This window comes from Paenibacillus sp. FSL L8-0644 (assembly GCF_038008165.1).
Taxonomy (GTDB): Bacteria; Bacillota; Bacilli; order Paenibacillales; family Paenibacillaceae; genus Paenibacillus; species Paenibacillus polymyxa_D.
On the sequence record NZ_JBBOYN010000001.1, the window covers coordinates 1818096 to 1831207 of the forward strand.

14 protein-coding genes are annotated in these 13112 nt (G+C 45.1%); 10 read left to right on the forward strand and 4 right to left on the reverse strand.

The window, feature by feature from the left end; all coding sequences use genetic code 11:
- Nucleotides 1-148 precede the first annotated feature (148 nt).
- Entirely contained in the window at nucleotides 149-532 is a 384-nt protein-coding gene (locus NSS94_RS08220; protein WP_029516551.1) for a DUF423 domain-containing protein, read from the forward strand.
- 106 nt (nucleotides 533-638) lie between these two features.
- Here the strand turns inward: NSS94_RS08220 and NSS94_RS08225 are convergent, their stop codons facing one another.
- Together NSS94_RS08225 and NSS94_RS08230 are read right to left on the reverse strand one after the other, a co-directional pair.
- Nucleotides 639-1187, reverse strand: a complete 549-nt coding sequence (locus NSS94_RS08225; protein WP_029516552.1) for a hypothetical protein — start codon at nucleotides 1185-1187, stop codon at nucleotides 639-641.
- A 450-nt stretch (nucleotides 1188-1637) separates the two neighbouring features.
- On the reverse strand, nucleotides 1638-2408 hold the full coding sequence (locus NSS94_RS08230; RefSeq protein WP_069012790.1) for an ANT(4')-I family aminoglycoside nucleotidyltransferase: 771 nt from the start codon (nucleotides 2406-2408) through the stop codon (nucleotides 1638-1640).
- A gap of 608 nt (nucleotides 2409-3016) precedes the next feature.
- Between NSS94_RS08230 and NSS94_RS08235 the strand changes: the two genes are divergently transcribed.
- Nucleotides 3017-3598 carry an RNA polymerase sigma factor gene (locus NSS94_RS08235; RefSeq protein ID WP_341039142.1) on the forward strand — a complete coding sequence of 194 codons (582 nt, stop codon included), beginning with the start codon at nucleotides 3017-3019 and terminating at the stop codon, nucleotides 3596-3598.
- Nucleotides 3555-5252 carry a DUF4179 domain-containing protein gene (locus tag NSS94_RS08240; protein WP_029516554.1) on the forward strand — a complete coding sequence of 566 codons (1698 nt, stop codon included), beginning with the start codon at nucleotides 3555-3557 and terminating at the stop codon, nucleotides 5250-5252. Before NSS94_RS08235 ends, NSS94_RS08240 begins: the two co-directional genes overlap by 44 nt.
- Nucleotides 5253-5437: 185 nt before the next feature.
- Here NSS94_RS08240 and infC read toward each other — a convergent pair whose 3' ends face one another.
- Nucleotides 5438-5950, reverse strand: coding sequence for a translation initiation factor IF-3 (infC, locus tag NSS94_RS08245; protein WP_029516555.1), 513 nt, complete (start codon nucleotides 5948-5950; stop codon nucleotides 5438-5440).
- Between the two features lie 168 nt (nucleotides 5951-6118).
- Here infC and NSS94_RS08250 point away from each other — a divergent pair, with 168 nt between their 5' ends.
- The 4 genes from NSS94_RS08250 to NSS94_RS08265 all read left to right on the forward strand — a co-directional run bounded on the left by NSS94_RS08250 (nucleotide 6119) and on the right by NSS94_RS08265 (nucleotide 10853).
- A complete protein-coding gene (locus NSS94_RS08250; RefSeq protein ID WP_029516556.1) occupies nucleotides 6119-7114 on the forward strand; it encodes an ABC transporter substrate-binding protein in 996 nt (331 codons plus the stop codon).
- Complete coding sequence (locus NSS94_RS08255; RefSeq protein WP_341039144.1) at nucleotides 7111-9159, forward strand: iron ABC transporter permease; 2049 nt, start codon at nucleotides 7111-7113, stop codon at nucleotides 9157-9159. Before NSS94_RS08250 ends, NSS94_RS08255 begins: the two co-directional genes overlap by 4 nt.
- 130 nt (nucleotides 9160-9289) lie before the next feature.
- Nucleotides 9290-9601: an ArsR/SmtB family transcription factor gene (locus NSS94_RS08260; protein WP_023987858.1), complete on the forward strand. Its 312-nt coding sequence runs from the start codon at nucleotides 9290-9292 to the stop codon at nucleotides 9599-9601.
- A 76-nt stretch (nucleotides 9602-9677) separates the two neighbouring features.
- Nucleotides 9678-10853: an MFS transporter gene (locus NSS94_RS08265; RefSeq protein WP_029516559.1), complete on the forward strand. Its 1176-nt coding sequence runs from the start codon at nucleotides 9678-9680 to the stop codon at nucleotides 10851-10853.
- A 27-nt stretch (nucleotides 10854-10880) separates the two neighbouring features.
- On the opposite strand, the gene NSS94_RS08270 is transcribed toward NSS94_RS08265, so the two are convergent.
- Nucleotides 10881-11012, reverse strand: a complete 132-nt coding sequence (locus NSS94_RS08270) for a hypothetical protein (protein WP_341039145.1) — start codon at nucleotides 11010-11012, stop codon at nucleotides 10881-10883.
- A gap of 74 nt (nucleotides 11013-11086) precedes the next feature.
- Here NSS94_RS08270 and NSS94_RS08275 point away from each other — a divergent pair, with 74 nt between their 5' ends.
- The 3 genes from NSS94_RS08275 (at nucleotide 11087) to NSS94_RS08285 (ending at nucleotide 12936) form a co-directional block, all read left to right on the forward strand.
- Complete coding sequence (locus NSS94_RS08275; RefSeq protein WP_165081524.1) at nucleotides 11087-11620, forward strand: hypothetical protein; 534 nt, start codon at nucleotides 11087-11089, stop codon at nucleotides 11618-11620.
- 85 nt (nucleotides 11621-11705) lie between these two features.
- Nucleotides 11706-12380 carry a VOC family protein gene (locus NSS94_RS08280; RefSeq protein ID WP_341039146.1) on the forward strand — a complete coding sequence of 225 codons (675 nt, stop codon included), beginning with the start codon at nucleotides 11706-11708 and terminating at the stop codon, nucleotides 12378-12380.
- Between the two features lie 100 nt (nucleotides 12381-12480).
- Nucleotides 12481-12936: a GNAT family N-acetyltransferase gene (locus tag NSS94_RS08285; protein ID WP_341039147.1), complete on the forward strand. Its 456-nt coding sequence runs from the start codon at nucleotides 12481-12483 to the stop codon at nucleotides 12934-12936.
- Nucleotides 12937-13112: the final 176 nt, after the last annotated feature.

Here is a 13112-nt window from a genome sequence, read left to right on the forward strand (position 1 = left end):
CTACACATTACCCTTCAAAAGACAGGGTCTAATCATCCAATTCTGTATGCGGTCTGTTCACACACGCTGGCTGGTAAACTTCATACGGTTTCGATAAAATAAGAAGAACATTCGGCTAAAAGGATGAGATGAAAAGGAGTACACAAACATGCAACGAAAATGGATATTTACGGGATCTATAATGATGATGTTGGCGGTAGCCATTGGAGCGTTCGGGGCACATATTGTGAAAGCCCGGATCGACGCGGATGCTTTGGCCGTATATGAAACAGGTGTGAAATATCATATGATTCACGCTGTCGGTTTGCTGATCATTGCGTTGGCTGCTGGACAGTGGGGGCCTTCCAACCGTCTAAGATGGGCAGCTCGTCTGTTATTGACGGGTATCATTTTGTTTTCTGGTAGCTTGTATGTGCTAAGTCTGACCGGAATCCGTGTGCTGGGAGCTATCACCCCTCTAGGAGGCGTGTGTTTTATAGCAGGATGGATATTGCTGGCATGGGCTGCCATGGGTCTGAAGAAAGAGGATTAAAGTTCTTTTCGGATAATACAAAAAAAGAGAATGGACAAGAAAGACATCATGTTTTTCCTGACCGTTCTCTTTTTTCATGCTTCGTTTTTTGGTGAAGTATTTACATTTACGATGTGATTTCATCGATCTCATTCATTTTAAAGGAGTACACTTGTTTCTCATCTACATGATACACACTCAGCAGGCTATTATCATGGTCCAGATTGAGGATGCGGCAAGGAATGCTGCGTTGTCCACCATAGCGGTTTACGATTAACCGTACAAGCGTATTATCATGTATATAGCGTTTGATCCATTCATACGTACTAAGGTCTTGTTGTGTTGCAGGCTTTGGCTGTACGTGGGATTGTTTGATCTCTTGAACGACTGGCGGCTTGTTCGTAATTGCGGCTGATTTCTTTTTAGAAAATTTTTCCGCGAGCGTAGCGGCTGCATCAGATGGGCTATTCACGGCTGACTGTTTTTTTAGGTACAGTGCAGCTTCAATTAAATTGCCAAGTTCGATACCGGATTGAATCCGGCTATCCGCAATGTGTTCGTTTTGGCTCAAGAGATTAAGCAGGAACTGAAGGGCCTCTACATTCGAACGGCCTTTAACTAATACATCTACATTAAATAAATAACTGGTTTCGTCTTGATTTGATTCCTTTTTCATACATCCTCCAGCCCAAGCCATGGGTAATTAGTCTTTTATGGTACCTATCAATATATCATTAAAATGTAATCTATCATAGTGCCTAAGGCCCTGTTGTTGGATATTAACAAAAATAAAATCTATATAAAGCTTTATGTGTAAAATTTTAATGGAGTACACTGGAATTGTACATTTTTTGCATGTGTATACGAATGAGGAAAGTATGTGAGCATCGGATATAGATAAGCAAAGACAGAGTTACATATACAGAGAATAAAGGAGGTAGTGGGTGAAATCAAGTAGTTTAAATTTTAAATATATTACAGTGGAAAAACATAACGGAGAAGTACTATTCATCCAGAAGAAAAGTAAAATTCCCCCTTAACGAAAGGGGGACTGGGCATATAAAAAACATGATATATTAACATGGTATATTATAGTAAGTGAAATTAAAGCGAATTTTATTTTCGATTAAAAGGGGATCCGTTGTGATCGAATAAGGTAGTCATGTTCGACTGCCCAATTCACAAGACCACTCCAGAAATCTTCACAGGCTGAAATGATCTTCGCTGGTTCAGCTAAATCTCCGGACATAACCAACTTAACTACATGATCAAGTCCTTCTGGACGACTCGGCAGTTCCAGGGCCTCCGGTAGAACCATTGAACCCGTTGAGAAGAGCTTCTGATTGTGTAACCCAACTAACATAGCCCCATATTGGGCAAACTGCATTACCAAGTATGGCAAGTAGGTATGAGGACCATTTACACGGACATTCCTAAGCTTTCCTATAAACTCGTACATTTCACCTACAAGCACTTCGTTGATGGCATGCCTGAAATCTTCCTTTGTGGGGGATTCGGCAGCTTCCTTTAATATAGAAAAAAAGTCTTCAGGATCATACAGACGAAGTGGGGAAAAGAAGGGGCCATGTGTCAACGGCCATTCGCCCTCAACAGTAGAGGCAATTTTAAGAAGAACGTCTGAACTACAGACGTTCACCTCCGCTTTCCAGGGTCCCGCTGACCATTCATGGCTAAATTCTACGGGGCCGTTTGATTCACTTAGTACACAAAACATTTCAATGTCCGAGAAAGGGCCGTCAGTACCTTTGGCAACAGATCCATAGACCCCTATAGCCAGAATTTTGTCTCTATATACTTCATGTAACCTCGCAGCTATATCGTGGCAAGTCTGAAGTCTCTCACTTCGAGAAATGTTGACAGGTCCATTCATGTTCATTAGTATCCTCCTCTGTTTTATTAGGGTGAGTTGAAACTAAAACATGGATGGAGGAGCTCGGGCTTAACGGGGGACATTTTTTCGATTCATTCGAATTCCTCCCAAGCGATTTTGTTATGGGGATTGTACCCAAACGGGTTTATTTTAGCAAGCATGTTGCCTTTTCTATCTTGCTTACGGCTATGATAGGGCGGTTATAGGGTGAATCCATAGCTGAAAATTGTTGCTGGAGAGCTGTGGAAAATAGCGGCAAGTTTAATGCATATATTTTATGAGTAAAGCGATGATCTGAAGAAGTTATTTTTTAAGGGAACTAGAAAAATTATGGTCAATAATTTTCTTTTCTCGAATCAATCTTCGTAAACCCAATACTTGTGCCCTACGCTATAGCACTTGGATGGGACTAGCCCAGAAAGAAACAGATGAAAACGGGACAGGCTGATCTTCTCATAGCTGAACTAGGCATAGAGGAATGAGTCATATGTTCAGACCTCGAGGGCAACAAAAACTCAAGGTCTTTTTTATATGGATCGAGTGAGAGAAAAAATGCAGATTAGGAGTCTTAGAAGCAAGACAAACAAAAGCCAGACCTAAAAGGAGGGGAACGCGTGGAGCTGACAGACGATCATTCAATTATTGAAGCTGTACTAAAAGGCAATAAACAAGCGTACGCGAGCATTGTCCGGCGCTATCAGAATAAGCTTTACGGATTGTTCCGCAAGATGGGGTCTTCCGAAGCGGATGCTCAGGATCTGACTCAGGAGACACTACTTAAAGCCTATCGTAAACTGGGAGCGCATAACCCGACGCAGAGTTTTGCCGGTTGGATGTATACAATTGCTGTCAATTTGCAGAAGGACCGTGGACGCCGAAAAGATCCAAAGTCTCTGACACAGGAAGATACATATGAACGTGAAACACCTGAATCGAAGTTGCTGCAAAAGGAACTGCGTTTCGAATTGGATTGCTTGTTAGAGACGCTGCCCGAGCATTATCGACTTGTGTTGATTCTGCGCTACACCAACCAACTGAGTCACAAGGAGATCGCTGGTATTACTGGCATGTCGGTTCGGCAGGTTAACAACGCCGTCCACCGTGCTAAAATCAGTCTGCGCAAAACCGTAGAAGCCAAGGAGGGGCAACGTTATGAGAGTCTGGGATCGTACAACAACGAAAAAAGCCAATCTTGAAACAGAGGACGGCAAATCGACGATAGAAGACAGAAACTGGGAAATTTTGTTGTTTCACGAAAGGCTATCTAATGAGTTTACCGACCAGGTGATGCTGGCGCTGGAAGGAATCGAGATCGAACCAGCTGACAGAGCCGACGCGAGCGATCATGATGTATCCAGATACTCTCCGAGCGAGCAACCAGCGGAAACGGAGGCACAGATCTTGACGGGACCGACTGAATACAGGAATCGGCAACAGAACGCAGCCGCGTACGATGACACGTCCATCGTCGCCCAGGTGAAACATTACCGCGCTGCCAGACGCACTTCACAGTTTAAAGTATGGAGTTTGGTGGTCGCCGTCGTTGTATTTGTGGTTAGCACACTGCTGTATACGCAGCCGACTCTTGCAGATATGGTGAGGTCGCTGTTTGCGAAAGACAGCTATGTGGATAATGGCATGAAGAAGGTCCGTGAAGCAGGACTGGTACAGATTTCGGGTGCCAGTGCTAAAGATCAGGGTTACACTCTGAAAGTCAACGAACTTATCGCCGATTCGACTAGAATGATTATCGGAATCGAAGTTTTCGATGTTGAAGGAAATGCTGTAACCGGGGATTTTAGTATTCAAGATGTCGATTTCAGCCTCTTTGATAACCAGAGAGGTGATGTTGGCGCTGTTCCTTTTGAAGTAAGCACAGGGGGCAACGAGAATATTAGTAGGATTGAGTTCGACTTTATGCGGCCGGTACTGACCGACAAGCTGCAGCTTAGTGCACATATCCGTGAATTGAGGCTGTATGCGGACAAACTTAATGTGGAAGCTCCTATTAAAACGGTAAAAGGAGATTGGAGACTGGATGTGGAGGCAGATCTAACCAAAGCCAAAGCGCAAACGTTGCTGACTCCGATTGATAAAACGTATGAGACGCCAAGCGGCTTACGTATTCACATGCAGGGAGCTACCCGGACGCCGAGCGGCGGATCATTGGAATATACTACAGAGTTGACCCCAGAAGCCGCAGACCGAGCGCTGAACGGACAAAGCGGGTTCCACGAGCTTAAGTATCATCTGGAAGATGCACACGGGAAATGGCTTGGGGATAACAGAGACCCTGAATTCGGACGTCGATCTGGATTGGACCGTTGGAGTGGCAAGACGCACTGGTTCTACCAGTTTAATGATTTTGCCTATGATAAGCAGCAAATTCGATTCGTATTGGACGGCTATATAATTCGAGAGAGAAGCGAGGCGTCGGTCGTGCTCGACCCGGCTCAAACTTCAGCTGTGCATCCCGTTAAATTCGAAGACTCGGGTGATGCTTATCTGTTCAAGGGGCTCAAACTTCGTTCCAACAGTTCTAATTCGGGCAAAATGTATGCGACCATTCCGATAGGCGGTATCTTCAGTAGTCCTAACTTCACGCAAGACATTTGGGTTGCCGTTGACGAAAATAATAAGGAGTATTCGATGTTTTTTGGCGGAGGCTACACAACAGATCGTTCAGGTGTAATCGAGCTGCAGGAGGATGCCGGATATTTCGTTGATGGGCTAAATCAAATGCCGAAACAGCTCACGCTAAAACGAAAGGTCGTCAACCATTTGTACAAGGATGCCGATTGGTCGTTTGTCATACCGCAAACGGGAACGAACGGCGTCATCCTGAAATAAGCAAGCGGGTATGTATCGAGGTTGATGGATGAGAAGCGTTTTTGGTATGCTCCCTTGGTGCAAAGTAGCTATGACAAGAAAGAGCCTGAATCATACCCTGTAACCAAGGAATTTATAACAGAGGGCCGAATGGGCCCTCTGTTTCCTACGGTCTAAGTGACTGGTCCAATTTACTGATTCGCCATTCAGCGAGGGTTTAATTTCACTTGTGAGCCCTTGCCGCCCGTCTGGATTCCAGTATCCTTCACTCCGGCTTCCTTCAAATCGATTAGTAGCCGCTCTAGTACCGCTTTGGCGACAGGCGCTTCTTTTGCACCAGACGCTTTAACGACCAGCTGCACCGGTTTGCCGGAACGCAGATGTTTGTCTGCCTGACGCAGCTTCGTGTCGTAATCATGTTCCTCAATATGAGCAGTGAAGCGAAGCTCCTTGATCTTTTCTTTGCCGCTGTTTTTTGCGGCTCGGCCGACATTTTTGCTTGCTGCGGCTTCTTTTTGCGCCAGCGCTTTTCCTTTACCCTTCGCGACCAAGCTACAGGGTGGTGGACTGCTCATCAATGAGGTGCAGACCAGGTCCACCCCTTTGGATCGGGCCATAGCCAAGGCTTCTGACTTGGATACAACGCCGAGCTTCTCCCCTGCGAGTCCAGTGAGTACCACTTCGTCAGCTTTAATTTGCTCGTTGATTAATACCGCCACGTAAATGAAGCCTCCCTTAAACAATGATAAAGCTATCATATACGGAACCTGTTTGCGATTCAATTTTAGATTTATCTGTATTGACAAAAGTCACTAAGCCCTATAATCTTTTACTGATAATGATTATCATTTTCCAATGCAATATACATACAGGGGTGATTGAGAGAAATGAAAAAGATGTTGAATAGCCTATTATTATTTGTAGTTTTTACTATTGTATTGGCGGGCTGCGGTGCGGCTGGGGATAGCTCGAAGACGGAAGGTACTGCAGGGTCTGAGCAGACATCCACAACGGCTGGTCCGGTTACGGTTAAGGATGACCATGGGGAAGTCAAGCTGGACAAGCCAGCGGAACGTGTAGTTGTACTCGAATGGACGTTTACCGAGGACCTCATTGCACTTGGCGTACAGCCTGTCGGTAATGCGGACAATGAAAACTACAAGCTGTGGGTAACACCGGAGGCGAAGCTGGCTGATACCGTAACTGATATCGGCACACGGGGCGAACCGAATCTAGAAGCGATTGCGGCGCTTAAGCCGGATCTTATTATCTCCAACGCCGATAACAATGCAGCGATCTATGCACAGCTTAAGGGGATAGCACCGACAATAGAATTCGATCCTTACAAGGGGAACGGCTATGATTACGACCGTATGGTCGAAATTTTCAAGCAAGTCGCTGTGGCTACCGGAAAAACGGAACAGGCTGATAAGGTCCTAAGCGAACTTGACCAGCACTATGTAGAGGCAAAGGCAACATTGGAGAAAGCGGGCAAAGCAGACTTTCACTATGCGCTAACACAGGCCTTCACAGCTCAAAATGCTGCCAGTCTGCGAATGTTCAAGGAAAATTCGGTTGTAGTGGGAACGCTCGCGAAAATCGGCATGGTGAACGACTGGAAGTCGGACAAGACCGAGAAATACGGGTTTAGCACCGTTGGTATTGAAGCTCTTCCTGCTGTACAGGATAGTAATTTTATCTACATTACGCAAAAGACGGACGATGTATTTGGAGCCGCAATGAAGAACAACTCCGTATGGAACGGACTAAACTTTGTCAAAGAAAAACGAACCTATCCACTGGACGGTACAACATGGACGTTCGGCGGCCCGATCTCATCTAAAGTACTCGTTGATCAGGTAGTCGGAGCTCTGACGAAATGACCCGTACAGGCACAAGGGGGTTATCGAAAATTTGGCGTGTAGGAAGCATCTTTGGGGGCGGATTGATCGTCCTCATCGTGCTTTTTTTTGTAAGCTTGTGTTATGGAGAGGCTTCAATCCCGCTGCATACAGTAATTGAGGCGTTGACCCAGCGTCAGAATACGCTTGAACATAACATGGTGTGGGATCTACGAATGCCGCGTACGGTCATCGGAATCCTGGCTGGTGGTGCGCTTGCCATCGCTGGTGCTTTGCTTCAGGCCATCACCAAAAATCCGCTGGCGGCTTCTGATACACTAGGAATTAACGCTGGTGCCTACTTTGTAGTTGTCCTTGGCGCGGTGATGTTTCCCGGACTGCTGCATCAGGCGCCGTTTCTATTTGCCGCTGTCGGCGGCCTTCTGGCAGCGGTACTCGCTTACTTCATGGGCGGGGGACGAGCGGGAAGTCCGATTCGGTTGGCGCTTGCCGGCTTGATTGTATCCATGGTTCTCGGTTCGTTTACCGGAGCTTTGCATATCTTTTATTCATTTGAAACGCAGGGACTGTTTCTCTGGGGTTCTGGCTCGCTTGTGCAAAACGACTGGAGCGGGACGACTTACGCCTGGCCCTGGGTCGTAGGACTCTCGGTCATTGCCTTTCTGCTGTCAAGACAATTTGATGTCCTGGATCTGGATGAGTCCACATCCACGTCACTTGGACAAAAGGTTAGTTTGACCCGGGCGGTGGGTATTGTATTAGCTGTCCTGCTGTCGACCATTACAGTTAGCGTCATTGGACCTATTGGTTTTGTGGGTTTGGTAGCTCCTCATTTGGTGCGCTTAAGCGGCCTGAAAATGCATCGCTGGGTGCTGCCTGGTTCCTTTCTATGGGGGGCATTACTGTTGACCGGCGCTGACGTGCTGGCGAAGATGGTCCACCAATCAAGCATGGATCTGCCGACCGGAGCAATGATGGCCTTGATTGGGGCTCCTTGGTTAATTTGGTTGATTCTGTGGAAGATGAAGCTGCCTTCTGGGATTAATGGACAATCTTCAATGAACATAGGTGTGCGCTCTCGGAAATTACCCTATGGCAGGCTGGTCACGTTGCTTGGGTGCGGTGCCGTGCTGTTGACCGTATTCAGCCTGATGTTTGGAGGGATGCGAATTCCGGTTGGCGATTTGCTGTCTGGCCTGTTTGGCGGTGAGAACGCAAATTCAGCCTTGCTGCAGTTTAGAATTCCGCGCACGCTGGTGGCAGCCGGGGCTGGTATCGCGCTTGCAGTCAGCGGTGTCTTGATCCAATTAGCCGTTCGTAACCCCTTAGCGGATGCCTCGATCATTGGTGTTTCTTCAGGGGCTGGCTTTGGCGCGCTTGCAGTGATTATCGTTTGGCCTGGGCTGCCTGTTTATATGCTGCCTATCGCGGCGATTGCCGGAGCGACGGTGTCGGCGGCGGTGATCTTCTTTTTATCATGGAACAAGCACCTAAACCCGTCTGTGGTCATCCTACTTGGGATTGCTGTATCAGCGATCGGAGCAGCTGGCATTCAGATACTGATTATCCAAGGTTCGCTTTGGGGCAGCACAGGCTATATTTGGCTGACGGGTAGTACCTACGCTCGAAACTGGGGGCAGGTGGCGACGATTTTGGCTTTTCTGCTCGTGTTGTTGCCAATAGCCTGGTGGCTAGCTCGCCGCTTCGATCTTTTGGTGTTTGACGACAGCAGCGCTATGGGACTGGGACTTCCGGTGCGCCGCACCCGGTTGCTGGCGATGGCAGTGGGGGTGCTGCTGGCGGGCGGAGCGGTAGCCTGTGTAGGTACAGTTGGCTTCATCGGGCTGATTGCTCCGCATATCGTGCGTACGTTGATTGGGCACCATGTACGTCGCTCTATCGTTCTGTCTAGCATCTTGGGAGCGGTAATGCTGGTGCTGGCTGATACAATTGGACGGACAGTGCTTGCGCCGACTGAAATTCCTTCCGGATTACTGATCGCACTGATCGGTGCACCGTATTTCCTGTACTTGATGTATCGCTCCAATAAGAGTAAGTCAGTGTAGTTGAATATGTACTTGAACAGGCTGTTTCCCAACGGATTTCCCGTGGGAAAGCAGCCTTTATTATTTATTTTTCTACGTAATCATTGGACTTTATATTTACAAATCTAATAAAATAGATATAATGTTTTATATGGAACCGTCATTGATTTATAAAGCATTGTCAAACGAAACTCGCCGTCTAATTATGCTGTGGTTAAAAAAACCAGAAGAGTTTTTTGATGAACAGGCTTATCTGAAGCAAGGGCTTAATTTTCAAATTGGTGTATGTGTGGGAGATATTCAGGCTAAAGCGGGACTTGCGCAGTCTGTGATTTCAAGTTATTTATTAACGATGCAAAAATCCGGTTTGTTAGAGTCTGAGCGTATTGGGAAGTGGACGTACTATCGTCGGAATGAAAAAACAATCCGGGAATTTGCCGAGTATGTTCAAAAGGAATTATAAATAGAAAGGAGGTTTTTTTTCACGTAATATATCTACAAATCTATATATATAATTAATTTGGAGGCTTATACTTAAAATGAAAAAGGTTAACCCGTTACTAATTATCATTCTGGCTTTAGGCGTATTCGGCATTATTACAACGGAAATGGGAATTATAGGCGTTCTCCCTCAAGTAACCCAAAAATTCAATGTATCAGCTGCCCAGGCTGGTTGGCTCGTCAGTATTTTTTCTTTCGTTGTTGCCATTTCAGGTCCATTTTTGACCTTACTCGTTTCTGGTATGAATCGTAAAATCATTCTATTAATCGCTGTATTCAGTTTTGTCATTTCCAATATTGTCTATGCCTATACCACTCATTTTGAGGTCATGCTCATTTTTCGTGTTCTTCCCGCTATTTTTCATCCTGTCTTTTTTTCGGTCGCCCTCGTGACTGCAGCTCATCTGGTCCCCCCTGAAAAGAGTAGTAAAGCCGTCACCAAGGTTTTCGCTGGAATTACGGTAGGATTTGCGTTTGGCGTGCCTTTGACTTCCTATCTTGCTGAAAAGATATCGTTAGAAGCTGCCTTCTTATTTGGAGCTGTCGTAAGCATGATTGCATTTGTGGGAATACTCGTATGGCTTCCTTCCCTGCCAGTTCAGGAAAAGATGTCTTATGGCAAACAGCTTGGTATATTACGTAAACCTCAATTGTGGTTCAACATTGTGACTGTTATTTTTATCTTTGCAGCTATGTTTTCGGTGTATAGCTATTTTGCCGAATATCTTGGAGAAGTAACTCTGATGAACGGGTCATGGATCAGTATGATGTTGATGGTCTTTGGAATCGTCATGATTTTTGGGAATTTTTTATTCGGGGGATTATTACATAAAAATCTGACCAAGACCGTAATTATGTTCCCATTGCTATATACGGTCATTTACGTATTCACCTATGCTCTGGGTGCTTCTTTCCTACCGATGTTTGTGGTTGTGCTCACTTGGGGGGCCGTGCATTCTGGGGGGCTTATTATTAGTCAAACATGGTTAACCACGGAAGCGAAAGAAGCTCCAGAGTTTGGTAATAGCCTGTTTGTCTCATTTTCTAATCTAGGTATTACGATAGGGGCTGCTACGGGCGGGTGGTTTATCTCTCACTTGGGAATACACCAGCTCATCTGGAGCGGGCTGATGTTTGCATTACTAGCCTTTTTATCCATTATCATAAAAATAAAAATATTCAATTCGAATGCAGCGGAAGCCAACGTGCGTTAAAATATGGAGAGACATTAGAAGAGTACTCTACAAGATGACCATAAAATGATGCATGGGGTGATGTTGATTGAATATCGTATGGACTTCGATCTTAATGACATTCGTAATCGTTAGCGGGATCTTGGCGTTGCTCATCTGGGGAGTGATATCCTTAATCAAGCGCTTTCGCTAAACGCAACGAGGAGTAGACATCTCTATGTGTTGAACTTATATTATCCAATTGGGAGGAATAGATGAATATTCGAATGTACCACGATCTGGAGGCTCAATTGGAAGAAGAGATTTGGGAGCTTGGAGAGGATGCAGCTCATACACTCCCATTAGATAGCAACTTGGCTGTGGAAAAAGCCCAGAAGGCTTGGGATCTAATACCCGAGCCTAAGCATAAATGGGGCATCACAGGTGTAACCTTGCATCAATACGTTCAAATTCTCAATTATAACGAGCATACTCAGCGATCAGTAGAGCTTTTAAATGAGGAGATTTTAGATTTGGAAGGTACAGGGTACCGCATTATACATGCTGAACCTTATATTCAGATGGCGGAAACACTTCTTCATCAGAGCAAACCTGTATTAGCTCATGAATATCTCCAGAAGGCATACTCGATTGGGAGGGCAAGAGCGTTTCGGGACCAGCCCAAGCTTTATCTCGAAATAGCAAAAAGTAAAGCTCTAGATGAACAGGATATACTACTTCAATTTGCGGCGTTAGATGTGAACGCCAAATTTTTAAGCGACTTAAAGGATAATAAACAAACATTGTAATGACCTCATATAGTCTGAGATAAAATGCTGATATGGATTAGACGGACAATGGGTATCAAAATTATTTGTGGGGAGGACCAGTGCATTGAAATTAAAAGAAGTGCTCTTAGGCACCCATAGTTTCGAAGCGATAAAAGCTTTTTACGGCTCTCTCTTGGATTTGCAGGTTGCGGAGGAAAGCCCTTCGCGGCTGTCGTTTCAAGTAGGGGAATCGGCTCTTGCTTTTCAGGAATCCTCCCATATGGAAAATGAGTTTTACCATATTGCATTTACGATTCCAACAAATAAATTCACAGAAGCAAAACAGTGGGTAATCGACCGTGGAATTTCATTGATTTCAAGACCCCAAGAAGATGAGTTTTTTTTCGAAAACTGGAATGCAACCGCGCTTTACTTCTATGATCCGGATCATAACCTCGTCGAGTTCATCGCTCACCATACACTCGACAATGCAGTCACTGAAGCTTTCGGGCCCAACTCTCTACTTCGTATAAGCGAGATCGGTCTTCCTGTCGATGATGTCCCTGAAGTATCTAGGATAATCACCGAAACGTTCCAACTTGATCCATGGGGAGGGGCTGGACAAAAGTTCGCGCCGCTAGGGAATGTAGAAGGATCATTTATAGTCATAGACAAGCAACGGCCTTGGTTTCCTGATGATAGGCTTCCGGCCGTATTTAATACCAGTGTCTTGTTTGAAGGTCCATACTCTGCCCGTCTTTCACTGCATAATGGTTTGTATGAATTGAGGTCAACCTAAGTTAGGGCTTCATCTCATCGCCATCACCCCCGGATTTCTGGAATAAAGCTTGCGATAAGGGAGGAAAACCGGGGGCCATAATACATTCAGGAGAGAATATATGAATATTAGACTACTTAATTCAAATGAAAAATATCCAATAGAGCTCTTGTTACTAGCTGATCCTTCGTGCCAACTTGTTGAGGAATATTTGAAAAGAGGGCAGTGTTATGTAGCAGAAATTGACCATCAAATTGTGGGAGTCTATGTTCTTTTACCTACAAGACCTGAAACAGTTGAGTTAGTGAATATAGCAGTATCAGAAGATATGCATGGTAAAGGAATAGGCAGACTATTAGTGACACATGCCATTGAAACAGCTAGGGCACAAGGTTATAAAACGATGGAAATGGGTACAGGAAACTCTAGCATTGGACAGTTAGCTCTCTACCAAAAATGTGGTTTCAGAATTGTAGGTGTAGATCTAGATTTCTTTGTCAGACATAACTATGTAGAAGAAATTTATGAGAATGGCATACAGTGTAGAGATATGATTCGTATGTTTCAGGATTTATAGAGCTTAATTTTCTTTACAAACCCTTCAAAGGTATCTTAAGTAAGGTTCTGAAAGGTATATGATATTGTGCCAAAAGATGGTACAATGAATTGCGGAAAGGCTATACAATCATTGGATTGCAATAGTCCTTTTTTAATGAGTTGATATCCTACTAAGTTCCTGACAAGGGGTGGTTA